Origin of the sequence: Lacibacter sediminis (assembly GCF_014168535.1) — a bacterium.
Taxonomy (GTDB): domain Bacteria; phylum Bacteroidota; class Bacteroidia; order Chitinophagales; family Chitinophagaceae; genus Lacibacter; species Lacibacter sediminis.
On the sequence record NZ_CP060007.1, the window covers coordinates 3468559 to 3491565 of the forward strand.

20 protein-coding genes are annotated in these 23007 nt (G+C 40.1%); 6 read left to right on the forward strand and 14 right to left on the reverse strand.

Translation table 11 applies throughout. The annotated features are described in order from the left end of the window. Positions 1-203: 203 nt before the first annotated feature. Complete coding sequence (locus H4075_RS14750; protein ID WP_182801597.1) at positions 204-524, reverse strand: hypothetical protein; 321 nt, start codon at positions 522-524, stop codon at positions 204-206. 167 nt (positions 525-691) lie between these two features. After that, the gene (locus H4075_RS14755) at positions 692-1252 is read right to left on the reverse strand and encodes a helix-turn-helix domain-containing protein (RefSeq protein WP_182801598.1); all 561 of its coding nucleotides are present in this window, start codon (positions 1250-1252) and stop codon (positions 692-694) included. Positions 1253-1527: 275 nt separating this feature from the next. On the opposite strand from H4075_RS14755, the gene H4075_RS14760 reads away from it, so the two are divergent. Further along, positions 1528-1713, forward strand: coding sequence for a Thivi_2564 family membrane protein (locus H4075_RS14760; protein WP_182801599.1), 186 nt, complete (start codon positions 1528-1530; stop codon positions 1711-1713). Positions 1714-1978: 265 nt separating this feature from the next. Beyond that, the gene (locus H4075_RS14765; RefSeq protein ID WP_182801600.1) at positions 1979-2560 is read left to right on the forward strand and encodes a hypothetical protein; all 582 of its coding nucleotides are present in this window, start codon (positions 1979-1981) and stop codon (positions 2558-2560) included. Positions 2561-2630: 70 nt separating this feature from the next. Here H4075_RS14765 and H4075_RS14770 read toward each other — a convergent pair whose 3' ends face one another. The 7 genes from H4075_RS14770 to H4075_RS14800 all read right to left on the reverse strand — a co-directional run bounded on the left by H4075_RS14770 (position 2631) and on the right by H4075_RS14800 (position 9045). After that, the gene (locus tag H4075_RS14770) at positions 2631-3218 is read right to left on the reverse strand and encodes a porin family protein (RefSeq protein WP_182801601.1); all 588 of its coding nucleotides are present in this window, start codon (positions 3216-3218) and stop codon (positions 2631-2633) included. A gap of 224 nt (positions 3219-3442) precedes the next feature. Continuing rightward, positions 3443-5509, reverse strand: a complete 2067-nt coding sequence (locus H4075_RS14775; protein ID WP_182801602.1) for an alpha-ketoacid dehydrogenase subunit alpha/beta — start codon at positions 5507-5509, stop codon at positions 3443-3445. Positions 5510-5596: 87 nt separating this feature from the next. Next, a complete protein-coding gene (locus H4075_RS14780; protein ID WP_182801603.1) occupies positions 5597-6208 on the reverse strand; it encodes a fumarylacetoacetate hydrolase family protein in 612 nt (203 codons plus the stop codon). Between the two features lie 122 nt (positions 6209-6330). Continuing rightward, positions 6331-6906, reverse strand: coding sequence for an aminoacyl-tRNA hydrolase (gene pth, locus H4075_RS14785; protein WP_182801604.1), 576 nt, complete (start codon positions 6904-6906; stop codon positions 6331-6333). 165 nt (positions 6907-7071) lie between these two features. After that, on the reverse strand, positions 7072-7650 hold the full coding sequence (locus tag H4075_RS14790; RefSeq protein ID WP_182801605.1) for a 50S ribosomal protein L25: 579 nt from the start codon (positions 7648-7650) through the stop codon (positions 7072-7074). Positions 7651-7684: 34 nt separating this feature from the next. Further along, positions 7685-8635, reverse strand: coding sequence for a ribose-phosphate pyrophosphokinase (locus tag H4075_RS14795; RefSeq protein WP_182801606.1), 951 nt, complete (start codon positions 8633-8635; stop codon positions 7685-7687). 197 nt (positions 8636-8832) lie between these two features. After that, the gene (locus tag H4075_RS14800) at positions 8833-9045 is read right to left on the reverse strand and encodes a hypothetical protein (RefSeq protein ID WP_182801607.1); all 213 of its coding nucleotides are present in this window, start codon (positions 9043-9045) and stop codon (positions 8833-8835) included. Between the two features lie 57 nt (positions 9046-9102). Here H4075_RS14800 and radC point away from each other — a divergent pair, with 57 nt between their 5' ends. Next, positions 9103-9792 (forward strand): RadC family protein, encoded by a 690-nt coding sequence (gene radC / locus H4075_RS14805; protein ID WP_182801608.1) that lies wholly within the window; start codon positions 9103-9105, stop codon positions 9790-9792. A gap of 64 nt (positions 9793-9856) precedes the next feature. On the opposite strand, the gene H4075_RS14810 is transcribed toward radC, so the two are convergent. After that, a complete protein-coding gene (locus H4075_RS14810; RefSeq protein ID WP_182801609.1) occupies positions 9857-10291 on the reverse strand; it encodes a single-stranded DNA-binding protein in 435 nt (144 codons plus the stop codon). Positions 10292-10505: 214 nt separating this feature from the next. Between H4075_RS14810 and mnmA the strand changes: the two genes are divergently transcribed. The 3 genes from mnmA (at position 10506) to H4075_RS14825 (ending at position 14569) form a co-directional block, all read left to right on the forward strand. Continuing rightward, complete coding sequence (gene mnmA, locus H4075_RS14815) at positions 10506-11621, forward strand: tRNA 2-thiouridine(34) synthase MnmA (RefSeq protein WP_182801610.1); 1116 nt, start codon at positions 10506-10508, stop codon at positions 11619-11621. A gap of 124 nt (positions 11622-11745) precedes the next feature. After that, positions 11746-12558, forward strand: coding sequence for a hypothetical protein (locus H4075_RS14820; RefSeq protein WP_182801611.1), 813 nt, complete (start codon positions 11746-11748; stop codon positions 12556-12558). Positions 12559-12577: 19 nt separating this feature from the next. Next, complete coding sequence (locus tag H4075_RS14825) at positions 12578-14569, forward strand: S8 family serine peptidase (protein WP_182801612.1); 1992 nt, start codon at positions 12578-12580, stop codon at positions 14567-14569. Positions 14570-14651: 82 nt separating this feature from the next. Here H4075_RS14825 and H4075_RS14830 read toward each other — a convergent pair whose 3' ends face one another. From H4075_RS14830 to H4075_RS14845, 4 genes are all read right to left on the reverse strand, one after another. After that, positions 14652-15827: an RsmB/NOP family class I SAM-dependent RNA methyltransferase gene (locus H4075_RS14830; protein ID WP_182801613.1), complete on the reverse strand. Its 1176-nt coding sequence runs from the start codon at positions 15825-15827 to the stop codon at positions 14652-14654. Positions 15828-15930: 103 nt separating this feature from the next. Next, positions 15931-17154, reverse strand: coding sequence for a 2-oxoglutarate dehydrogenase complex dihydrolipoyllysine-residue succinyltransferase (gene odhB / locus H4075_RS14835; protein WP_182801614.1), 1224 nt, complete (start codon positions 17152-17154; stop codon positions 15931-15933). Between the two features lie 150 nt (positions 17155-17304). Continuing rightward, positions 17305-20079, reverse strand: coding sequence for a DUF7619 domain-containing protein (locus H4075_RS14840; RefSeq protein WP_182801615.1), 2775 nt, complete (start codon positions 20077-20079; stop codon positions 17305-17307). A gap of 155 nt (positions 20080-20234) precedes the next feature. After that, a complete protein-coding gene (locus H4075_RS14845) occupies positions 20235-22985 on the reverse strand; it encodes a 2-oxoglutarate dehydrogenase E1 component (protein ID WP_182801616.1) in 2751 nt (916 codons plus the stop codon). Between the last annotated feature and the right edge of the window lie 22 nt (positions 22986-23007).

Consider the following 23007-nt stretch of genomic DNA (forward strand, 5'->3'; position numbering starts at 1 on the left):
TACAAAACTGAACGATCATTATAAAGAGAAAAACTATTCTTATATGATTCACACCTGTAAAAAGAAAGATCAAGCAAGAAAGAAGTCCCGTTATAAAACAAGTGTGGCGATCTGTAAAAAATTAAACCTATTTGCCAAGCTGCGGTGTTCTTAAATATGTCTGCAATGTCTGTATTTAAATCACACATCATCAGTTACCAGCTTTATAGTTTTGCTCCCGGTGTTATCTTGTACACCTGTGGATGCACATACATTTCTCTCTCGTACTCTGTGATCGTGTGCAGCACTTTCAGTTTTTCATTGATCAGCAGTCTTAACGATTTGTCGAAGCCTTTTTTCTCTGCCTCCTGCAAGGCAAGTTCATATTGTATGATGGCAGCTTCATAGCGTCCGGTATTTTCTTCCTTTAGTGCAGCCTTGAATAATGAAACTGCATTGCCTTTCTTTTTTTCAACAAAGCGCTTTGCAAGCAAAAAAAGAATTGCTGCAGGTATGACCAATAAAAGACTATAGTAACTACCCATAATGAGATGTTTAGATTTTTTACGGACAGGCAGATAGAAATCGATGTATCAATCATTCAGTTGCTGAATACCCCTGCCTTATCCTGAAATCCAAAATACGTTTGTTATAAAGTTCACTGAAAATACCGGCAGAAGTTTTACAAATGGCAGAGAATTAGTTACAACATTCACATGTCTTCCAGCATATTCCTGCGCTTATCCTTCATTTGCTTAAAATACGAAGGAGTAAGTCCTGTTACCTTTTTGAATTGGGCGGAAAGATGGGCAACACTGCTGTAATGCATTAGGTAAGCGATCTCAGTAAGATTCAGCTCATTGTATACCAGCAATTCCTTTACCCGTTCTATTTTATGCGCTATGATGAATTTTTCGATTGTTGTTCCCTGTACTTCAGAGAAAAGATTGGCCATATATGTGTAATCATGGTTTAGCTTTTCACTTAAATAAACGGAGAAATTAACAACCAATGGTTCATCTGCGTAATGAACCATTTCCACAATTACATTTTTTATACGCTGAATAAGTACACTTTTTTTATCATCCATCAACTCAAGTCCGAATTTCGCAAGCCTCTCCTTTAATCGTTCATGTAACTCGGCTGTGAAAGGTGTAGCTATATTCACTTCACCCAGTTCAATAATTGTATGCTCAATTCCGAGTGCAGCCAATTCTTCCTTTACAACCATTTTACAACGGATGCATACCATATTTTTTATGTAGATCTTCATGTACCCACTCATAATTAGTTATCGCCTCTTCATCAATACTCCCGGCCGGCGGTTATCAAGGGGTATAGTATATGCTTTTAAAGATAGCGCTTATTACGACCCCGTCCTGAATGATTCTATACATAGACGTATTTTTTACAACTATCGTCTCAAATATCAAAAATAAAAGCCTGTATCTCCAGAATGTGTGAATAGTATAAGTTTCTGATGCAGATATGTAATGATACTGAACCTGAAATGAACCACCTTTAAACTTATCATTTAAACTTTATATTATGTCGTTGTTAACCATTGTTATTGTCCTGATCGTTGTTGGAGTTCTTTTGTGGCTGATCAACGCTTATATTCCGATGGATCGTAAGATCAAAAACATCCTGAATATTGTAGTAGTGATTGGTGTAGTTATTTGGCTGTTAAAGGCCTTTGGCGTACTGGGATCTGTAGGCAGCATCAGTGTTTAATAAACAGAAGCAAATTTGCTTCTGTTCCATCGCATTTATTAACTGTACAAATCCTGTTTGTAACGAATGAAAAACACGCTCAGAATTTCACTTATACTTATCGTCACTTTTATTGCCACCCTGCTTATAGCCGGGTTTCTTTTTTTATACAGCGATAAATCGCCCATGCATAAAAAAGAAACAAGTTCAGAATATAATCTCAGAACAGGATAATACAAATCTTCTTCCAAAACAAACGTATTTCAGTTACCATAAAAACACAACAATGTCGATTAATCTTTTAGAAACATTGCAAATACAACTTGGCTATCCGGCACTTCAAAAAATTGATCCGAATACGCAAGTTGTAAAAGAGAATGATGAAACTCCGGACGAACACAGGTTTAGCCAGGCAGCACTCACTGCCGTGCTAACAGCTTTGTATAATTACAGTCATACAGATATTGGTGCAGAAAAAATACGAACGTCATCCTCTGCCACAACATGGGCTGATCTTATTTTTACCGACAACCAACAATCTGTTATAAAAGGAATCAGCGATTATGCCAACTATACAAAAGAAAATGTAATAACCAAGCTGAACAGTATTGCTACTGCAGCAGTAAGCATTATACAGGAACAATTACCTGCTGATGCAACAATGCATCAGGTAAAAAAATTCATGAATACACAACGGAACAACATTCTTCCTTTCCTGCCGGCTGAACTGCAAATGGGAGAACTGCTTCATGACAATACACTTGATGACCGAACAAATAAAATGGAAGGTCCGGTGTCAAGTATTATGCGTGCAATTGTCGGAAGCTTTTCAAATGGTGAAGCAGAGAAGAAAGATACTGTGCTATAAAACATATTTGTGGGCATAAAAAAAACACCGCCAGTATTGACGGTGTTTTTTTATATATTAACCCTAACTCTTATTTATGTTTAAACTGGTAAAATACACCAACCTGGAATCCCCTGTTGTTTGCTTTTACACTGCTGTTATCTTCATCATTAATATTACTGAGGCCAAGATTGTACCTGGCATCAACTCCAAAACCTGATGGCACATGAATGTATCCAATTCCCAGACCTAAACCCACATCCAGAGGTTTCAGATCAGATTTAACATCTGTTTTTGTTGTACCGTCATCTACTTTTGCTGTTAGCAGAAACCCAACTTGTGGACCAGCTTCAATTCTGAATCCATTATCAAACATATACTGCAACAGAATAGGAACGTTCAGGTAATTAAGATTGAGCTTTGTGGTTTCTCCACCTGTCTTGTATTTTGCTCCCTGCGAAGAGAAAAGTAATTCAGGTTGAACCGCAAAGTTTTTTGTAATGTGAATATGCCCAAGTAATCCTGCATGCAGTCCCGGTTTCATATCATATTCTACATCATTGTTGTATTTGATATTGTAAAGATTTAATCCTGCCTTAATACCAATGTTTACATGTTGCGCCTGTACTGCTGTAGCAAATACCATTGCAATTAATACCGCACTTAACTGAAATTTCATATACTGTTTTGTTATTTACAAAGTGAGAGAGCAGCTTCTATAAAAATGTAATTATTGATTACACATGAATGGGATATCATACAATTTTGCAGGAAGCTGATTGATCAGCGAAGATGGGCTTATCCCGTATAACAAGTATTATAAGATTATTACTAATCCTTACACAATTCACAGTTATATGAATGTCAGCATTACCCTTTAAAGAAGATGTAAAGAATTTACAATCAGGAGCGAAACAATTTCCAGAGCCTTTCTTTTACTTTCTCAGCATTTGGCAACATCGCAGCTTCCAGCCCCATATTCATGGGCACTGCAGGGAGATTTAAAGCACCCAAAACTTCCACAGGTGCATCAATCCATTGAAAACAATGATAGGTTATGCGATAAGCTAATGCCTCAGCAAATGAATTATTTTGTTGTTCTTCAGTAAGTACTAAACATTTACCATGTTTTTTCACGGTTGAGAAGATCAATTCTTCATCAAGCGGATATAATGTACGCAGATCAATAATTTCTACAGCACCATCAAATTGCTTTGCAGCAGCCATCGCCCAATAAACTCCCATGCCGTAAGTAATGATGCAACAACTTTCACCTTCATCGATCAACTCATCATCAGCTTCAACAACAACTCTGCCTTTGCCGAGCGGTATAATATAATCACTTGATGGCTCAACAGTTTTTGCTTCTTCTGTGCCCGGAACTTTACTCCAGTACAAACCTTTGTGTTCTAGCATCACTATCGGGTTTGGATCGAGAAATGCCGCTTTCATCAAACCTTTCATATCTGCAGCTGTAGAAGGATACACTATTTTGATTCCTTTAATACTGAGTAATGTCGATTCAATACTTCCACTGTGATAGGGACCACCACCGCCGTATGCACCAATGGGCACACGTATCAATGTCTGTACAGGAAATTTGCCGCAACTGAGATAAGATGATTTCGAAATTTCAGTTACGAGTTGATTCAATCCAGGGTAGATATAATCAGCAAACTGCACTTCAACAATTGGTTTTGCACCAACAGCACTCATCCCAACTGTTGATCCAATAATATATGCTTCCTGTATTGCTGTATTAAACACACGATGATCACCAAACTGTTCAGCAAGTGTTGCTGCTTCTCGAAATACACCACCTAATCTTCTTCCTACGTCTTGTCCGTATAACAATGCTTCAGGATATTCTTCCATCAATTCACGAATAGCAAATAACGCTGCATCCACCATCATGATCTTTTCTTTACCAACAGGTAAACGTTCTCCTGTTTCTTCTGTAACAGGTGTTGGAACAAATACATGTTCAGACACTGTTGATGGATCAGGTTCTGCGGCTGCTACCGCTTTTTCAAAATCCGCAGTAACGGTTTGTTTTGCTTCTTCAAAAAGTTGTTGCAATTCATCCTCTGTGATACCCGATTGCAGACAAAGTTGTTTCAGCTTTGGAAACGGATCATCTTTATGATGTTGATCAAGATCATCTTTGCTTCTGTAAAATTCTTTGCGCACACCGCTTGTATGATGATTGAGCAACGGCACATAAGCCTGCACTAAATAAGGTTGCTGATGAGTGCGCACATGATCCACCACATGCTGCATGGTTTCAAATGCTTCATTGAAATCACTACCATCGCAACGTATACGATGCATACCCGGAAACCCGCCAGCATATTCATAAGCATCCATCGCTCTTGCTTCTTCCGCACTTACACTAATGCCCCAGTTATTATCCTGCACCAAATAAATGACCGGTAATTTTTTCAGCACTGCAAATTGAAATGCTTCACTCACTTCTCCTTCTGTAATACTTGCATCGCCTAACGAGCAAACAACAACGGGCAATTGCCCTTCTATTGTTTTTTTGAATTGATCTGATTTGATCTGCTGCAGATATTTCAGCCCCTGTGCCACACCGGTAGTAGGAATTACCTGCATACCGGTTGCACTGCTTTGGTGGATGATGTTTGGTTTACCTGTTCCCCTGTAATTGGGATGCGAATAATATTCTCTTCCTCCGGTAAACTCATCATCGGCTTTTGCCAGCAACTGCAGCATTAATTCATACGGCTCAAAACCAAGACCAAGCAAGATGCTTTCATCCCGATAGTAAGGGCTTACCCAATCAGCAGCAGTTAATTGAAAAGCGGTAGCCAGTTGAATAGCTTCATGTCCACGTGATGTAGAGTGGACATATTTACAAATGGAACGATTGTTCTCATAAGTTTCTGCCATGTGTTGAGCATAACACATGAGTTTATAAGCCTTCCGTAAAGTTTCCAGATTCATCATGCCAAGCAATTGAGCTGCAAAATAAAGGAACTGTAACAAAAAAGCCATTCCGTATAAGGAATGGCTCAATTATTATTCAAACGTTGATTATTTAATTTCAACCTCCAGCAAGCTGTCGTCTTCAATAAAACCTTCGAGTATATCACCTACCACACATTCACCAACACCAACCGGTGTTCCGGTGAAGATCAAATCACCAATATTAAGTGAAAAGAATTGTGACACATATGCAACGATCTGGTCAAACGTAAAGATCATCTGGCTGCTGTTTGCCTGCTGCACCATTTCCTTGTTTTTGTATAAACAGAAATTGATGTTGCCGAGGTTCATACCGGGCTTGATATCGATAAACTTTCCAACAGCTGCAGAATTATCCCATGCTTTGGAAATTTCCCAGGGCAGGCCTTTTTCTTTCAGTTGCTGTTGCAGATCACGGGCTGTAAAATCAATGCCGATGGTAAACGCATTGTAATATTTCGAAGCATGACGCTCTTGTATGTATTTCCCGTTTTTTGAAACACGTAACACCAGCTCGGCCTCGTAATGAAGTTCGTTGGTGAATTCGGGGTAATAGAAAGGCATGTGCGGTTGAAGGAATGCACTTTTCGGCTTGAGAAAGATCACAGGCTCATCCGGCACGTCATTGCCCAGTTCTTTGGCATGTTCAACGTAGTTACGCCCTACGCAAAAGATTTTCATCGGTTCGATGGTTTTGGTTCAGAATCAGGTTTATGAAAGGTCTTTAAAAGGACAGGGGATTTTAACGATACAGGACAGTATCAATAGAAATGTTAACGAAGATAGTATTTGAAACTTGAAAATTAAAGTGTTACCTCAATTTTGTTTGCGTGGTTCATGGTGCGTTCAATGCCAGTAAGTACAAAGCTTTCAATCACTTCAATGGTTGCTTCGATCTTCTTTTTCACAACAGGCAGTTCAGCATCACTCCATTTACCTAACACAAAATCAACCTGCTTTCCTTTCGGATAGTCGTTTCCAATACCGAACCTAAGCCGTGGATAAGCAGTTGTTTGTAATACTTCATGGATGCTCTTGAGCCCGTTATGCCCGGCATCGCTTCCGCCCGGTCTTAGTCTGATCTTACTTAAGGGCAACGCCAGTTCATCAACGATAACAAGTACATGTTCAATGGCAATTTTTTCTTTATCCATCCAATACTTAACTGCCTTGCCACTTAAATTCATATAGGTAGATGGCTCGATACATACCAAGGTCTTCCCTTTTAATTTTATTTCAGCAACAGCTGCGAGCCGGTCAACTTTAAACGTTGCACTATGCTTTGCAGCCAAAGCCTCTACCACGTCAAATCCAATGTTATGACGGGTATGTGCATATTCGGCACCAATATTTCCTAAACCAACGATCAAAAATTTCATGTGATTATTTATTATTGATTTTGGCCACATAGAATGCCCGAAATCATTTTCGATTAGCAACTTAGTTTATGGGCATTTCATGTGCGCAAATATCAATAAAGTTTGTTCACTAAAAACAAAAATCCCCCTCGTAAAAGGGGGATCCTATTTTGAACAGCCTTACTCTTATTTCTTAGGAGTAGCTGCTTCTTCCTGTTTCAACTGACGTGTTAATACGATAGATGCGATAGGAATACGTGGAGAGTTCAACACTTCCATGTTATCTGCTTTCACATCTTCTACACGAATGTTACCATTCAATTCAAGCGGAGTAAGATCCACTTCAATTGCTTCCTTCAAATACTTAGGGTAAGCTTTGATCTTAAGTGATTTGATTTTGGTAATTAATTTACCACCATCTTTCACACCCTTTGCTGCGCCTGTAAATTTCAAAGGAATAGTAGCAATAACTTTTTTGTCGTCTACCAGTTCCAACAGATCAACGTGAGCTAATTTATCGCTCACTTTGTCGAACTGCAAATCTTTCAGAATAGTTCTGTAGCTCTTGCCATCAATGTTTACTTCAGCAACCTGGAAATCGGGAGTGTAAACCAAAGTTTTAAATGCTTTGGCAGGAGCGTAGAAATTAATTTCTGCAGAGCCTCCATAAATTACACCAGGCACCATTTCCTGAGAGCGAAGTTGACGGGCGGCTTTTTTCCCGTTTTCGGTCCTCAAGTGACCCTCGATAGTAATTGTCTTCATTGTTTATCTAATTTAAAAAATTACGTTTTGCAGTTTACTTATCCCTGCGTTGTGCATGCATAAATAAACTGGTGATACTCTTGTTCTCAAATGCATTTCGAAGTGCAACTGCAAACAGATCGGAAACACTTAATACTTTGATCTTTTTGCTTTCCTGTTTTAAAGGAATGGTATCACACACCACCAATTCTTCCAGCACACTATTTTCAATATTCTCGTATGCTTTACCACTCAACACCGGGTGTGTAATTAATGCCCTTACACTTCTTGCGCCTTTTTCTTTTAGAAGAGCTGCCGACTTTACCAGAGTGCCGCCGGTATCACAAATATCATCGATCAATACAATATCCCTGTCTGTTACATCGCCTATCACCACCATGCTCGCTATCTCATTTGCACGCTTGCGATGTTTATCACAAATAACCATTTCTGCTTCAAAATAGCTGGCAATTTCCCTGATACGATTGGCGCTACCCACATCGGGGGCCGCAAAGGTAAGGTTTTCCAGCTTCAAACTCTCAATGTAAGGGATGAAAATTGAGGACGATTCCAGGTGATCAACCGGTATGTCAAAATAGCCCTGGATCTGCGCTGCATGAAGATCCATTGTGATGATGCGATCGGCACCTGCCGCTTCCAACATATTGGCAATCAGCTTTGAACCGATGGCCACCCTTGGTTTATCCTTACGATCCTGGCGTGCATAACCGTAATAAGGAATAACCGGGATCACTTTGTAAGCAGATGCACGTTTTGCGGCATCGATCATGAGCAATAATTCCAGGATGTTTTCTGAGGGAGAAAATGTACTCTGAATGAGAAAAACAATATCGCCCCGGATGCTTTCCTGGAACATGGGTTGAATTTCTCCATCACTGAATTTCTGGGTAATACTTTGACCTAAAGGAATGCCGAATTTGGTGGCAATTTTCTCAGCAAGGTACTTCGATGCCGTGCCGGAAAATATCTTGGCAGAAGGGTTCATTGAACTATAGTTTGTAAAGGGGTGAAATGAGCGGCGAAGATAAGTGCTTCAATGAAACTTTGAAGTAAACAATTCACACCCCTTTTCAACAAATAAAAAAGTCCCGCTTGTAACGGGACTCATGGGCGGTTGTCCAACTTTTGAAAAATTTTAAAAGCTCCGCCCGGTTTCTTTAGCTACAGTTTATCCTTGTAGCATTAATTAATTTGTGCCAATGTAACCAACTTCTGTTCCTTTTCTGGTGCAGACTTAGTTTCCTCGGCCTGCTGTTGCAGATTGTTACCAGATTTTACTACCTGTGCACCCATCGACATAACGAAGATGGCAGAGAACAACAGGTTACCCACAATAATAAAAAGGAAAAGAGATGATCGCAGTTGCGTTCCGGATGATTTAGGGTTGAGATTCATACGCTGATGGTTTATTCGGATGATTGGATAAGTGAATTTAAGATGTTATTTTAGAACATGCAAGACACCAAAACCACCATTAAGCAATGGGCAACCGACGACAGACCCCGGGAAAAGCTCTTATTAAAGGGACCAGAAGCACTTAGCAACTCCGAATTAATTGCCATTTTGATCGGCTCCGGAACCTCTAAAAAATCAGCAGTAGATGTGGCTAAAGAACTGTTAACCAGATCGAAAGATGATATAAATGAATTGGCCAAACTCACCTTAAAAGAACTGATGAAGACCAGCGGTATTGGTGAGGCCAGAGCCGTTACTATTGCTGCTGCATTGGAGCTTGGCAGGAGGCGGCAGGCCGTAGAATCACTGAAAAAAAGCGTAAAAACGAGCGGTGATATTGCCGCATTTTTTCAGGCTCAACTGAAGGATAAGCTGCACGAAGTATTTGCCGTAGCCTATCTCAACCGGGCAAACAAGATCAATCACCTGGAAGTTATCAGCGAAGGTGGTATTACAGGAACTGTTGCAGATCCCCGCATTATTTTAAAAAAGGCATTGGAGCATAATGCAGTGAATATTGTACTCTGCCACAACCACCCCAGCGGCAGTTTAAAACCCAGCCGGGCTGATGAAATGCTGACTAAGAAAATCAAAGAAGCTGCTATGTTATTAGATATGAACGTGATCGATCACATCATAGTAAGTGAAGATGGGTATTACAGTTTTGCAGATGAAGGGATATTATAACATCATACTAAAAAAGAAAGCCTGTCTTCTCAAGACAGGCTTCTGTATAAATGAACCTCTGAGATTAAAACGGAAGATCATCTGAATCGCCACCAATTGGAGCTTCATTCATTGGCTGAGAAGGTGCATTGTATCCACCACCCTGTGGCTGATAACCACCACCGCCATTTCCGCCTTCACTTGCACGGCTTCCTAATAATTGAATGCTAAGTACACGTAATGATAATGAAGCGCCGCTTTTTCCATCCTGTGTTTGATAGGTGCGCACTTCAGGTGCACCTTCAACATATACCTGTGTTCCTTTCTTTAAATAAGGGGCAATACCCGTTCTGTCGCTCCAGTATGCACAATCAACCCAAATGGTTTTCTCACGCTGTGCGCCGGTACTGTCTTTGTATTTTTCTGTGTGAGCAACGGTGAAGTTCATCACATTCTTTCCATTCACTGTGTTTGAAACACAATCCTTTCCAAGATTTCCGATTACCTGTAACTTGATCATAACTTAATTTTTGGTGCTGAATAAATTTATAGAGGAGGCAAAGTATGGATTTTTTCATGATAAGTGAAAACAAGCATTCAGAATTTCCCAACACTGGTCCGAACAGGTATTTCAGCCTTGCAACCACCCTGCTTTCAGTATCAGTTTTAACCGGGCTTTTCCCGTAATTTTGCATCTTGCTTTTTACGAAGCAGTAACAGAAATTTATTTAATCATGAGCCGTAAAGGAAAAGTTTTAGTAGCAATGAGTGGCGGTATCGACAGTACCGTTACGGCTCTCATGTTGCATCATGAGGGTTATGAAGTGGTGGGCATTACCATGAAAACATGGGACTATGCCAGTAGTGGAACAGGCGCTAAGGGTAAGAAGGAAACAGGCTGTTGCAATCTCGATAGTTTTAATGATGCACGTGCTGCTGCAGTGCAACATGGCTTCCCGCATTATATCCTGGATATACGTGAAGAGTTTGGTGATTTTGTGATCGAGAATTTTGTGGATGAATACCTGAATGGCCGCACACCTAATCCATGCGTATTGTGTAACACCCACATCAAATGGCGTGCACTTTTAAAAAGAGCCGATGCCATGAATTGTGATTTTATCGCAACCGGACATTATGCAAAAGTGCATCAGCATGATAATGGCCGTTACTTTATCAGTAAAGGTGTGGATGAAACAAAAGATCAGAGTTATGTATTGTGGGGCTTGCAACAGGATCTGCTGCAACGAACATTGCTTCCGTTAGGCGGCTATCGCAAAACAGAGATCAGGCAAATGGCTTTGGATTATGGTTATCCTGAACTGGCGAAAAAAGCAGAGAGCTATGAGATTTGTTTTGTACCTGATAATGATTACCGTGGTTTCTTAAAACGCCGTGTAGATGGCCTTGAAGAAAGAGTGAACGGCGGAAATTTTGTTGATAAAAGTGGTAAGGTTCTTGGGCAGCACAAAGGCTATCCGTTCTATACCATTGGTCAACGTAAAGGATTGGATATTACGTTTGGCAAGCCGGTGTTTGTAACAGAGATTCTGCCTGAAACCAACACCGTTGTGCTGGGCGATGAAGAAGATCTCAACAAACAGGAAATGCAGGTGGGTAAGATCAACATGTTGAAATATGATACCCTCACTCCGGGCATGGAAGCTATTACCAAGATCCGTTACAAGGACAAAGGAACGCTCTCAAACCTATACCCCAATGCTGACGGAACCGTAAATGTGCGGTTTTATGAAGAGGCCAAAGGCATTGCCCCCGGCCAAAGTGCTGTGTTTTACGAAGGCGACGAGGTTATTGGTGGTGGTATTATTATGCGGAAACCCGTTCTTTAAAACAATGATTTCAAAACATATACGTTATAAGGTACGCTTTGCGTGCCTTTTTTGTGCAGCGTTGATCCGTGATTTTTACTCTTATGAGCATGCGAAACCCGAAATCATTAACTAACTTTAATTTATGAAATTCAAAGGAATTCCTACCGTCACCTTTCGTAAAACAGCCCTGCTCTCCTGCTGCCTTTTGTTCCTGTTGAGCAGTTGCAAACGCACTGAAACACTTGCATCACTCACACTTGACGAACTTGTTCCACTTCAAGTTGGCAAATACATTACCTACCGCCTGGATTCTTTGGTTTTTACAAATACAGGTAAAACAACAGAAACACATCGTTATAGGGTACGTCATACGATCGACAGAAAATCGGTAGACAACCAGAACCGTCCGGTTTGGGTAGTCGTTACTCATATCACCGATTCACTAGGTGTTGGTCCGTGGGTACAGAATGGAACCTATACTATTACACCGGTAGATAAACGTTTAGAAGTAACTGAAAACAATCTGCGGGTGATTAAACTCAACCTTCCAACAGTTGAAGGTTTCACCTGGAAAGGAAATTCTTTCTTACCTGATCGTCCTTACAATCCTGATTTCCCTATCAGTATTGATGCAAACATGAGTTTATGGGAATTTAAGTTTGAAACCGTGAACGGAAGTGAAACCATTGGCGCTAATCAGCTGACTGATGTAACTACTGTTTTTCATATTGATGAAGCAGAAAATGTTCCAATCGTTACCGATACTTCTTTTGCTTCACGTGAATTATCTGTTGAGAAATATGCAAAAAACATTGGGCTCGTATTTCGTGAATTTCAACTTTGGGAAAATCAACCACGTCCAAGAACAACCGGCACTCCTCCCAATGTGATCACCACATATGATCCTGTGAGAATAGGTTTTGGTGTAAAGATGTGGATGATCGATAAAAACTAAATTTCTCCTATTACGATTCATGAAAAATACATGTTATTTACTGTTCGTTCTTTCGTTACTGTTTACAGCAGTTGAAAGTAACGGTCAGCGAACCAAGCATGTCATTTTCTTTACTGATAAAAACGAAACAACTTTCTCTCTCGCCCAGCCTTCATCTTATTTATCTGCAAGAGCTGTGGCAAGAAGAACAAAATATGGCATTGCTGTTGACAGCACCGATTTACCTGTTGTAGAAAAATATGTTGACAGTGTTCGTTTAGCAGGAAACGTTACGATTCTTGGCCGTTTACGTTGGATGAATGCAGTCATTATTCAAACAAATGATGCAGCTGCATTAAGCAAGATCAACACATTCCCTTTTGTAAAAAAAAGAGACAGCATTGCCTATCGAAAAGTGAATGCAAGGCTTATCGATAATAAATCATACAACATCACGCCTTATGTTTCCACAAATCAACGACAGCAGCAATTGTTTGCTGATTCATTGAACTACGGAAATACAGCCACACAAATCAACATCCATAATGGTGCATTTCTGCATAACATCGGAGCACGTGGACAAAACATGCAGATCGCTTTTTTAGATGGAGGATACTTCGGTTATCTCAGTAATCCATTCTTTGATAGTGTGCGTAATCAAAACCGCATACTTGCTACCCGTGATTTTGTATTAAATGAAACAAGTGTAAATGAAGATGATGCACATGGTATGGCGTGTTTTTCTATTGTAGCAGGAAATATACCCGGCAGTTATATTGGCTCGGCGCCCTATGCATCATTCTATTTATTAAGAACTGAAGATGTGGGTAGCGAACAACTGATCGAAGAGTATAATTGGGGATCGGGTGCTGAATATGCAGACAGTGCAGGTGTTGATGTTATTTCTTCCTCTGTTGGTTACAGTACGTTTGATGATCCTGCTTACAATCACAGCTATGCTGATATGAATGGCAATACAACTATTGTAAGCAGATACGCAGATCTTGCTGCAAAGAAAGGAATGTTGTTAGTAAACAGTGCAGGCAATGAGGGCAGCAAAACATGGAAATATATTGTTGCACCTGCTGATGCCGATAGTGTATTAAGTGTTGGTGCAGTAAACAGTTCAGGAATAATTGCTGCTTTCTCAAGTTTTGGCCCAACAAGTGACGGACAAATAAAACCTGATGTTGTTTCTGTTGGCCAGGGAACGTTTCTATCCACTTCAGGCGGAACGGTTGGCACCAGCAGTGGCACTTCTTTTTCCGGACCAAACATGGCGGGGCTTGCTACTTGTTTGTGGCAACTGTTTCCTGAATTCAACAGTTATAAGATCATTGAAACTTTACGAAAAAGTGCAGATCGATATACTGCCCCGCATGAACAATACGGTTATGGTTTACCTGATATGAAAAAAGCAACAGGTATACTTTTAGCTGACTTATCAAACTCGAATGCTTCTATTACAAATTGTACCGCAACACTGCAATGGAACAGTAAGGATCTTTCAGCCATGCAATACATTGTGCAACGAAAGCTGCCCGGCGAATCAACTTATACCAACATCCAAACCATTGCAGCAAAAGGTTCAACATTCTCTGCACAAAATTATCAGTATAATGACGTAGCAACTGTGGCAGGAATAATTGACTACAGAATACTCCAGGTGATTGATACAAGCACTGCAGGTTATCGTGCTTATGCTATTGACTCAGCTTCTGTAACTGCTGGCAGCGGGTGTAATACAACCAACATTAACGACCCTTCTATCACTATAAAAAAAGTACAGTTGTTTCCGAATCCTATTGCTGACAATTCACTTCAATTAAAATTTACGGAACAAAGCAGTGGACGATTTCTACTGACAGTTTATAACACCACCGGCCAATTAGTTTATACGGAGCAATACAATAAACCAAACGGAATAGTTACACATTCATTCTCGCTTAATCGTCTTGCAAAAGGCAGTTATTTATTAGTTATACTGAAAGATGGGCATCGATATGCCGTTGAGGAATTTGTGAAGCAGTAGCCATTGTTGTTTGCTCACCTGAAAGGTGACTGTACACCATAAACAGTAACAGATATGCAGACAACCGTTGGCTGCACGGACATCAACCCTTCTTTAACAACGCTGCAAACATTGTATCAGCTTTCACTGCATAACCTTTGATCACTTCTTGTTTCAGCAACTGCAACCTTAATTCTTCCTGCATCCACGCCACATTATCTTCATTTTCTTTTTTAAATACTGAACAGGTGATATATAAATAATACCCGTTGGATTTGAGTTGTGCTACTGTATTCGAAACAATCTTTTTCTGCAAGGCACTATATGTTTCAATGGAAGATGATGGAAAGAACGATAATTGTTCAGGCGTTCGCCCCCAGGTGCCGGAGCCACTGCAGGGAACATCGGCGATGATGAGATCAAAAGGTGAATGGTTAGTTGTGAGTGGTGAGTGAAGTGACAAGTCTCTTATGAAACTTTTATAGTCTTTTATTCCTGCTTCCTGGAAACGCTTTTTTAAATTGATAAGAATACTTTCACGTACATCGCTCACCGTAAGATTAATATCGACAAGAATATCTTTTGCCATAATGGATTTACCACCGCTGGCAGCGCAGCAATCCCAAACATTCCATTTTTGATTTTCGATTTTCGATTTCAGATCTTCAAGAAACTCCCCTACTCTCTGCGAACTGTAATCCTGCACCACCGCATCTTTATTCAACATGATAACTTCTTCGATCTTTGTTGCATTTAGCAATGCAACTGTGTTATCACCGGGCACTTGAAAGGAAACATCCGCTGCTTTCAATTGATGCAGCACAGTATCTTTTCGTCCGGGTCGTATCCGCAAAAATAAATCAGGTTGCTGCAAATGACTGAATGCAAATCCAGCAGCATCAATTCCATCGCTCAACTCGTTTGTAAATGGAAAAATCGACGACGCATTAACCGTACTGTTCAACAGTTCAAGTTTTTTTTCTAACCGCATTTCAATCACATCATTCCACTCCGGTTTTAAATGCAGCAATAAATCGCTTGAAGAACGACTGCTGAGAAATAATCCGGCCAACAACTTGTTTTCCAAAGAAATATCCTGCAACGATCTACCTAACCTGAAGTAACAATAACAAAGTTGTGTGATCTGCTTCCTGTCTTTGCTGCCAAATTTTTTATTGGCTGCAAATTGTTTTTTGAGATGCGATGCAAATGGCTCCAAACCGGAATAAGCCGCAATGATCTCTTTAGCAGAATTGATGTATGAATAATAACGGCTCATAGCTGCAAAGAAAAGAAGTTCCTGACAGAGGTAAAATAAAAAAGCGTTCTGCTGTTTTACAGAACGCTGAATTGCAAGTAACCGTTAGAAGTTACGAGGTGTTTTATACTTCTAACAAAGTCTTCACGGGATCTTTTCCGAACAATAACAGTTCAGGATTTTCCAGTAATTCCTTTACACGAACTAAAAAGCTCACACTCTCTCTTCCATCTATAATTCGATGATCATAACTTAATGCCAGGTACATCATTGGGCGAACCACCACTTGTCCGTTCACCGCCATTGGCCGCTCCTGAATTTTATGCATTCCTAAGATAGCACTTTGTGGTAAATTAATAATGGGTGTACTCATCAAACTTCCAAACACACCACCATTGGTGATGGTGAATGTACCGCCGGTAAGTTCTTCCATCGTTAATTTATTATCTCTGGCCTTACCTGCCAATTCCACCACTTTCTTTTCTACATCAGCCATGCTCATGCTTTCAACATTGCGCATTACAGGCACGGTTAAACCACGTGGTGTAGAAACAGCAATGGAAATATCTGCATAATCATGATAAATAATTTCTTCAGCGTCAATGGATGCATTCACCGCCGGCCATTCGCTTAATGCAATAGCACATGCTTTTCCAAAGAAACTCATGAAACCGAGATTCACCCCGTGCAGTTCTTTGAATTTGTCTTTGTACTTACTGCGGATCTCCATAATGCGTGTCATATCCACCTCATTAAAAGTGGTGAGCATGGCAGTGGTGTTCTTACTTTCCACCAAACGACGGCTGATCGTCTTGCGCAGGTTACTCATTTTCTCTTTCCGTACATTGCGGCTAAACAACTCTGCACCTTTGAATGCCTGCTTGCCGGGATTAGAGATGGCCTGCAACACATCATCTTTTAATATTTTACCACCGGTGCCAGACGCTTTGATGGTTTGGGGATCAACTTTCTTATCAGCAATAATGGCTGCTGCAACGGGTGTTGCTTTAATATCATTTGCTACTGCTGTAACCGGAGCAGTTGATTTTGCTTCCTCTTTCTTTGGTGCTTCTGCCTTTGGCACTTCAGCAACTGCCGCTCCTTCTGGTTTGGGTGCTGTTTCATCAATCTGGCAAACAACATCACCAATATTTAATGTATCACCTTCCTGTGCACCGTGCTTAAGAATGCCTGCTTTTTCAGCATTGATCTCAAAAGTTGCTTTTTCGCTTTCCAGTTCGGCGATCACTTCATCACGCTCTACCCATGCACCATCGGGTTTGGTCCATTTTAATAATGATACTTCACTTATTGATTCACCTACAGTTGGAACTTTTATATCAATCATATCAATTCGTTGGTTGAGAGTGTTGCAAATTTCGGGGAAAAACAGATAGAAACATAAGAAAAAACAACTGTCAGTATAATAAATAAACCCCTCTTTCGAGGGGTTTAAAACGAAGTAAAAACCTTGTACCGACCATTTACCAGTTGCTAATTAGTGTAATATGATCTTCTGCTGCCAAACCTTTACTTTTTGTCGGAGGACAATATAATATACACCTGCACTCAGGTTATTTACCTGCAACGGTATCAGTTGGCTGTCTTGCACATTATTCCGTTCAATTGATTTTGTTTGAAACACACGCCCATACAAATCAATTACGCTGTATTCAAATCTACCTGTGAGTTTGCCGCTCAGTTTCAAATAAAGCGAACCACTTGATGGATTTGGCATGGCCACTATTTGCATATCCTTGTTGACAAAATCACGTACATTAGTTATTAATGCGTTTGATACAACTGTGACTGCAGTATTTGTTAGAACAGGCAAATTGTAATCAAAATAAATTGAAGCTTTGTTTTGAAAATATTCGCCTGAAGTAAGATTGCTTTTTGCTTTAATGCGGAAAGCGATATAGCCATGACTCAACGGCTCGTTCACATTACTGTCAGGAAGGTTTATGTTGGGAAATGTCCAGCTGATTGTATTACCATCAACAACAGTCATTTTGTAGGGATGACTGGCATTAATCATTTGCAAGCTGTTCCAGTTAAGTTTTGCATCAAGTGTATCGGTAATACGAACGGTGAATGCTGTATCGGTTCCTGTATTTTGAAAACGGACGACATATTGAATATTTTCTCCACTCACAATTTTTGCTAAAGGAATTTTACCGGCAACGTTTTCCTGTTTATCGTTTGGATCGTAAGAACCTACTACAACCTGGGCGAGATGTACAGTATCATCCAAAGGAGTAAGATCAACTGCTGCTGCACTTCCCGTTGTTGAATTAATAAAAGCCTTGTAGCGTAAGGTATCGCCATTGTTAAGAGTTGGAGGTGCTGCCAATTTTACTTCAATATCTACAGAATAACTGTCAAAAGGTTTAAGTCCTGCATACATCCATAACAGGCTGTCGCCGGTTACTAAACCTGCAGCAGGAGCTGAAGATACAAGTGTTACTTTAGGATCTTTAATCAACAGGATACCTCCGTTAGGAACTGTATCGGTACCATTATTTCGAAATGTAAGTTTATACTTTGCATTGAAGCCTGGCCTTGCAGGTGTAAGAGGTATTAAACTGATACTCAAATCTCGCTTGCCTGCCACAGGTTGTAATGCAAAATGAACTGTATCGCTTTGGAACAAAGTTGCGAATATTGTTTGCTTCTCTGCCGGTACAGACACATAATAATCATTGTTAAGCTTTACCGTTGTTTTGTATGAACCGGTATCAACATCATTCCTGAACCAGCCATTCGTTGAAACGCTGCTGCGACTGTAACCAGTTTTTTCAGAGGTGACAAGAAACTTGTTGGCATAAGGTTCATTTGTGTCTTTGATATTGTTTTTGTTGAAGTCGTAATAAACAGAGCCGGTGATAGAAGCGATTGTGCCGAGGCGCCCAAAGAACCCCTCAGTTTCCTCACTCAGATATTTAGTGTAGATAATCTCCTGATCAGCTAAGTTAAGCTCATAAACAAATCCATTGGAAATATTACGTTTCCATACGATGCTTCCATTACTGTTCACTTTTGATATTACGTTATCATCAGTGTTACCAACTAATCCAAATGTTGACATAATATAGGATGTATCATTTAATTGAGCTCCCATTATATTATAGTCATCATTATTAGGGTAGATATCAAATACTTTATTAAACTTAATTACACCAGCTGAATCGAGCTTTAAAATCCACGAGTCTAAGTAAGATGTATCGGTCTTTACGCCACTTAAATCTCTATTTGAAGACCTTGTGTTTGCAACTAATATAATTCCAAAATCTTTTGGATTCTTAATCACTGCATTGTACCAAAGCAGTTCATCTTTACTACCTCCGTACTTTTTAAAACTTAACTCATTGCCTGACGAATCTATTTTTGCTACAAAAATATCATCATCCATATTAGCCATATTCCAACAGTCAGAAGAATCTGCGTTCATATTTGCAAACCCGCCAACAATGAAAAATTCTGTATTTACTTTTACAAAATTCAATGCAGAACTTTCAGTGAAGAAAAAGCCTGGTTGCCTAAAAACACTTTTTCTCCATTGTACATTTCCGCTCTGATCAATCTTCGTTAGAAAAATGCGATGAAATTGAGCACGTAAATAATTGTTGTTACAGTTGAGGTTCAAAATCGTGTCTCTTAAATAGTAAGCAACTAAATACCCCTTGTCTTCTGTGGCTATCACCTGCTCATAATCGGAAAATCCATTTGCGATTTTCTGCTCCCACTCCTTCACTCCGTTTTTGTTATACTTACTTAATATTCTATAAACTAACTGTGGAAAACTATTTATTACAGAGTCCCGGTCTCTGACCGTCAACCATCCTGAATCAAGCGAAGGGAAAACTGAAAATTGATAAATGCTATATTCATCCGGTACAATATATTTTAAAAGAACATTCCCATCTTTAGAAAATTTTACAAATACATTGTGTAAACTATCCTTCGAGTCACTCAGAAGTCCTGAAGTAATAAAATTCCCATCAACCAGCTGTCTATTACCGGTTAAATAATAGTCGGTGCCTCCCGGAAATAATTCCGATAGCTTACGCTCCCACACCACTCCCGGTTCACCGCCAAAACCAATACTATCAGTACCGGTAACTCTTGCATCAAAAACGGGTTTGTTTTGTGTGGTTCTTTTAACCGGCTTTCCGGTTCTGCCAAAGAACGGTCGTTGTTGCGCCTGCCCTGCAACAAAAGAAATACAAAAAAGAAAAAGAAGAAAAAACAGTTGCTTTTTAAAGGTTATCATGTAACGTTTTTTGGATAGTGCGTCAAAATACTACATTCAATAAGTTTGTACAAACTTTACTTATAACTGTGCAATAACAGAAACAACAGTGCATTCAACAACAAAAAACCCTTAGCCGTTCGGCTAAGGGTTGTATCGAAAACTTTTCAATTTTCTTAAATACTAAATGCCGTATCTATTATCTCTGCCTGCTCCTGCTGGTGTACTTTATTGTAACCTGTAGCTGTTGAAGCCGATGCAGAACGACTAATGACACCATAATTAATGTCTTTCAGATTCATTTGCAGGAACGATGCAGCACCCATGTTAAGCGGTTCTTCCTGCACCCAGAACCAGGTGGCCTTGCTGTATTTATTATACAATGCTGTTAATTGTTTTGCAGGCAATGGATAGATCTGCTCCAAACGAATGATAGCAACATCAGCACGGTTATCTTTCGCTTTACGTTCAGCAAGATCGAAATACATTTTACCGGTGCAGAAAAATACTTTCTTCACTTGCGCTGCATCAGGATTTGTTGGATCGTCGATCACTTCTTTAAATCCACCATTTAAGAATTCTTCTTTCAATGAATAAGTTCCTGCATGACGCAAATTTGCTTTTGGCGAAAAATTGATCAAAGGTTTACGGAAACTCCATGCCAACTGACGACGCAATGCATGAAATAAGTTAGACGCAGTGGTGATATTTGTAACTACCATATTCAACTCAGCACACATTTGCAGAAAACGTTCCATTCTTGCACTACTGTGCTCAGGACCTTGTCCTTCGTAGCCATGTGGCAACAACATAGTAACACCATTCATACGGTTCCACTTCTGTTCACCCGCAGCAATAAACTGATCGATCATTGTTTGTGCACCATTACAGAAATCACCAAACTGTGCTTCCCATAATACCAATGCGTTGGGGTTAGCCATGGCGTATCCATATTCAAAACCAAGCACACCATATTCACTCAACAACGAATTATAAATACGGAAGTGACCGGCTGCTCCTTCAATATGGGCAAGACGGTTATAAGCTTTATCAGTTACTTCATCACGCAATATTGCATGACGATGTGAGAAAGTACCACGACGAACATCCTGTCCGCTCATACGCACATCATTTCCATCGATCATCAAACTTGCATAAGCCATCAATTCACCGGTTGCCCAATCAACTTTCTGCTCGTCGTTGTATAATTTATTTTTATCCTGTATGATCTTCTCCACTTTCTTCAATGGCTTAAAATCATCGGGCCATTTCATGATCGATGAAAATATTTTATCAAAGTTGGCTTCGCTGATTGCTGTTACAGGCGATTGTAAAAAATCTTCTGCTGTTGCACGACGCAAACTTTTCCACGCCAGTTCAGGTGCCTGGTAATGATATGGAAGTGGATTTTGTTTTACATCATCCAGGCGTTCCTGCAGATCGCTCCAGAATTTCTTTTCCATTTCCTGTGCCAATGCTTTTGCATCTTGCTCACCATTCTCTAATAAGTAGTTTGTATAAACTTCACGTGGATTAGGATGCTTCTCGATCAACGCATATAAATGTGGTTGTGTAAACTTCGGATCATCACCTTCGTTATGCCCGTGTTTACGATAGCAAACCATATCAATAAAAACATCGCTGTTAAATTCCTGGCGGTAACGTGTAGCAATCTCCACAACTTTCACTACAGCTTCTGCATCATCACCATTTACGTGGAAGACCGGCGCCTGCACCATTGATGCCAGTGATGTACAATAATCGGCACTGCGTGCATCATTAAAATCAGTTGTAAAACCGATCTGGTTATTGATCACAAAGTGAATAGTACCTCCTGTATAATATCCTTTCAGATAACTCATCTGCAATACCTCATACACCACACCCTGACCTGCAACTGATGCATCACCATGAATAAGAATCGGAAGAATTTTATCAAAGTTGCTGTTGTACATGATATCAGCCTTTGCACGACTGAACCCTACAACCACAGGATCAACTGCTTCAAGATGCGATGGGTTGGGCATCAATTTGAGGTGAACCGTTTTACCATCTAATGTTTCCACTTCACTACCATAACCCATGTGATATTTTACATCACCGCTGCCCATGGTTTGATCCATCTTGGCCGTGCCTTCAAACTCACTGAATATTTGTTCATAGGTTTTGCCCATGATATTTGCCAACACATTCAAACGCCCACGATGTGCCATTCCAATTACCACTTCCTGCACGTCGTTGTTTGCGGCTGTATTAATGATGGCATCCAATGCTGCAATGGTTGTTTCACCACCTTCAAGCGAAAAACGTTTCTGGCCAATGTATTTGGTATGAAGAAACTTTTCAAACATTACACCCTGGTTCAGTTTTTCCAGAACACGTTTGCGTTTGTTTAACGGCAGGGGCTGATGAAATTCTTTTTCAAATGCATTTGTAAGAAAATCAACTTTCGTTTGATCGCTGATGTATTTAAACTCAACACCTACATGTGATGCATAGCACTTCTCCATGTATTGCTGAATATTTCGAAGGGTCGTTTTGCCAAGCCCGATCAACTGACCTGCATGAAATTCTTTATCGAGATCAGCTTCGCTGAATCCATAAAAAGCCAGTTCAATATTTGCACCACGATCTTTCCGCTTTCGGATCGGGTTTGTTTTTGCTAACAGGTGACCTTTATTGCGGTAACCAAGAATCAGGCGGTAGGCCATGATCTCACGCATCCAATCGATACCAGATGGAGCAGTTGTACTTGCGCCGTTTGAAGCGGAAGTTCCGTTTGAAGCCCCGCTGCTCACAGCAAAATCAAACCCTTCAAAGAATCGCTTCATGTCGGGATCAACACTATTGGGGTCTTTTACAAAATCGGAATACAGGCTTTCGATATACTGAGGATGGGAGGCGGTGATGTATTGAAAATCTTTCATGTGCAATTGTGATCGTACTTCT

What these genes read in the sequence shown, in the direction of transcription:
- H4075_RS14760 (WP_182801599.1), top strand. Translation starts at nt 1,528, where the DNA reads ATGTCGTTGTTAACCATTGTTATTGTCCTGATCGTTGTTGGAGTTCTT.
- H4075_RS14830 (WP_182801613.1), bottom strand. Translation starts at nt 15,827, where the DNA reads ATGAGCCGTTATTATTCATACATCAATTCTGCTAAAGAGATCATTGCG.
- H4075_RS14845 (WP_182801616.1), bottom strand. Translation starts at nt 22,985, where the DNA reads ATGAAAGATTTTCAATACATCACCGCCTCCCATCCTCAGTATATCGAA.
- radC (WP_182801608.1), top strand. Translation starts at nt 9,103, where the DNA reads ATGCAAGACACCAAAACCACCATTAAGCAATGGGCAACCGACGACAGA.
- H4075_RS14795 (WP_182801606.1), bottom strand. Translation starts at nt 8,635, where the DNA reads ATGAACCCTTCTGCCAAGATATTTTCCGGCACGGCATCGAAGTACCTT.
- H4075_RS14790 (WP_182801605.1), bottom strand. Translation starts at nt 7,650, where the DNA reads ATGAAGACAATTACTATCGAGGGTCACTTGAGGACCGAAAACGGGAAA.
- H4075_RS14755 (WP_182801598.1), bottom strand. Translation starts at nt 1,252, where the DNA reads ATGAAGATCTACATAAAAAATATGGTATGCATCCGTTGTAAAATGGTT.
- H4075_RS14770 (WP_182801601.1), bottom strand. Translation starts at nt 3,218, where the DNA reads ATGAAATTTCAGTTAAGTGCGGTATTAATTGCAATGGTATTTGCTACA.
- H4075_RS14820 (WP_182801611.1), top strand. Translation starts at nt 11,746, where the DNA reads ATGAAATTCAAAGGAATTCCTACCGTCACCTTTCGTAAAACAGCCCTG.
- H4075_RS14840 (WP_182801615.1), bottom strand. Translation starts at nt 20,079, where the DNA reads ATGATAACCTTTAAAAAGCAACTGTTTTTTCTTCTTTTTCTTTTTTGT.
- odhB (WP_182801614.1), bottom strand. Translation starts at nt 17,154, where the DNA reads ATGATTGATATAAAAGTTCCAACTGTAGGTGAATCAATAAGTGAAGTA.
- mnmA (WP_182801610.1), top strand. Translation starts at nt 10,506, where the DNA reads ATGAGCCGTAAAGGAAAAGTTTTAGTAGCAATGAGTGGCGGTATCGAC.
- H4075_RS14775 (WP_182801602.1), bottom strand. Translation starts at nt 5,509, where the DNA reads ATGATGAATCTGGAAACTTTACGGAAGGCTTATAAACTCATGTGTTAT.
- H4075_RS14810 (WP_182801609.1), bottom strand. Translation starts at nt 10,291, where the DNA reads ATGATCAAGTTACAGGTAATCGGAAATCTTGGAAAGGATTGTGTTTCA.
- H4075_RS14825 (WP_182801612.1), top strand. Translation starts at nt 12,578, where the DNA reads ATGAAAAATACATGTTATTTACTGTTCGTTCTTTCGTTACTGTTTACA.
- pth (WP_182801604.1), bottom strand. Translation starts at nt 6,906, where the DNA reads ATGAAATTTTTGATCGTTGGTTTAGGAAATATTGGTGCCGAATATGCA.
- H4075_RS14750 (WP_182801597.1), bottom strand. Translation starts at nt 524, where the DNA reads ATGGGTAGTTACTATAGTCTTTTATTGGTCATACCTGCAGCAATTCTT.
- H4075_RS14800 (WP_182801607.1), bottom strand. Translation starts at nt 9,045, where the DNA reads ATGAATCTCAACCCTAAATCATCCGGAACGCAACTGCGATCATCTCTT.
- H4075_RS14765 (WP_182801600.1), top strand. Translation starts at nt 1,979, where the DNA reads ATGTCGATTAATCTTTTAGAAACATTGCAAATACAACTTGGCTATCCG.
- H4075_RS14780 (WP_182801603.1), bottom strand. Translation starts at nt 6,208, where the DNA reads ATGAAAATCTTTTGCGTAGGGCGTAACTACGTTGAACATGCCAAAGAA.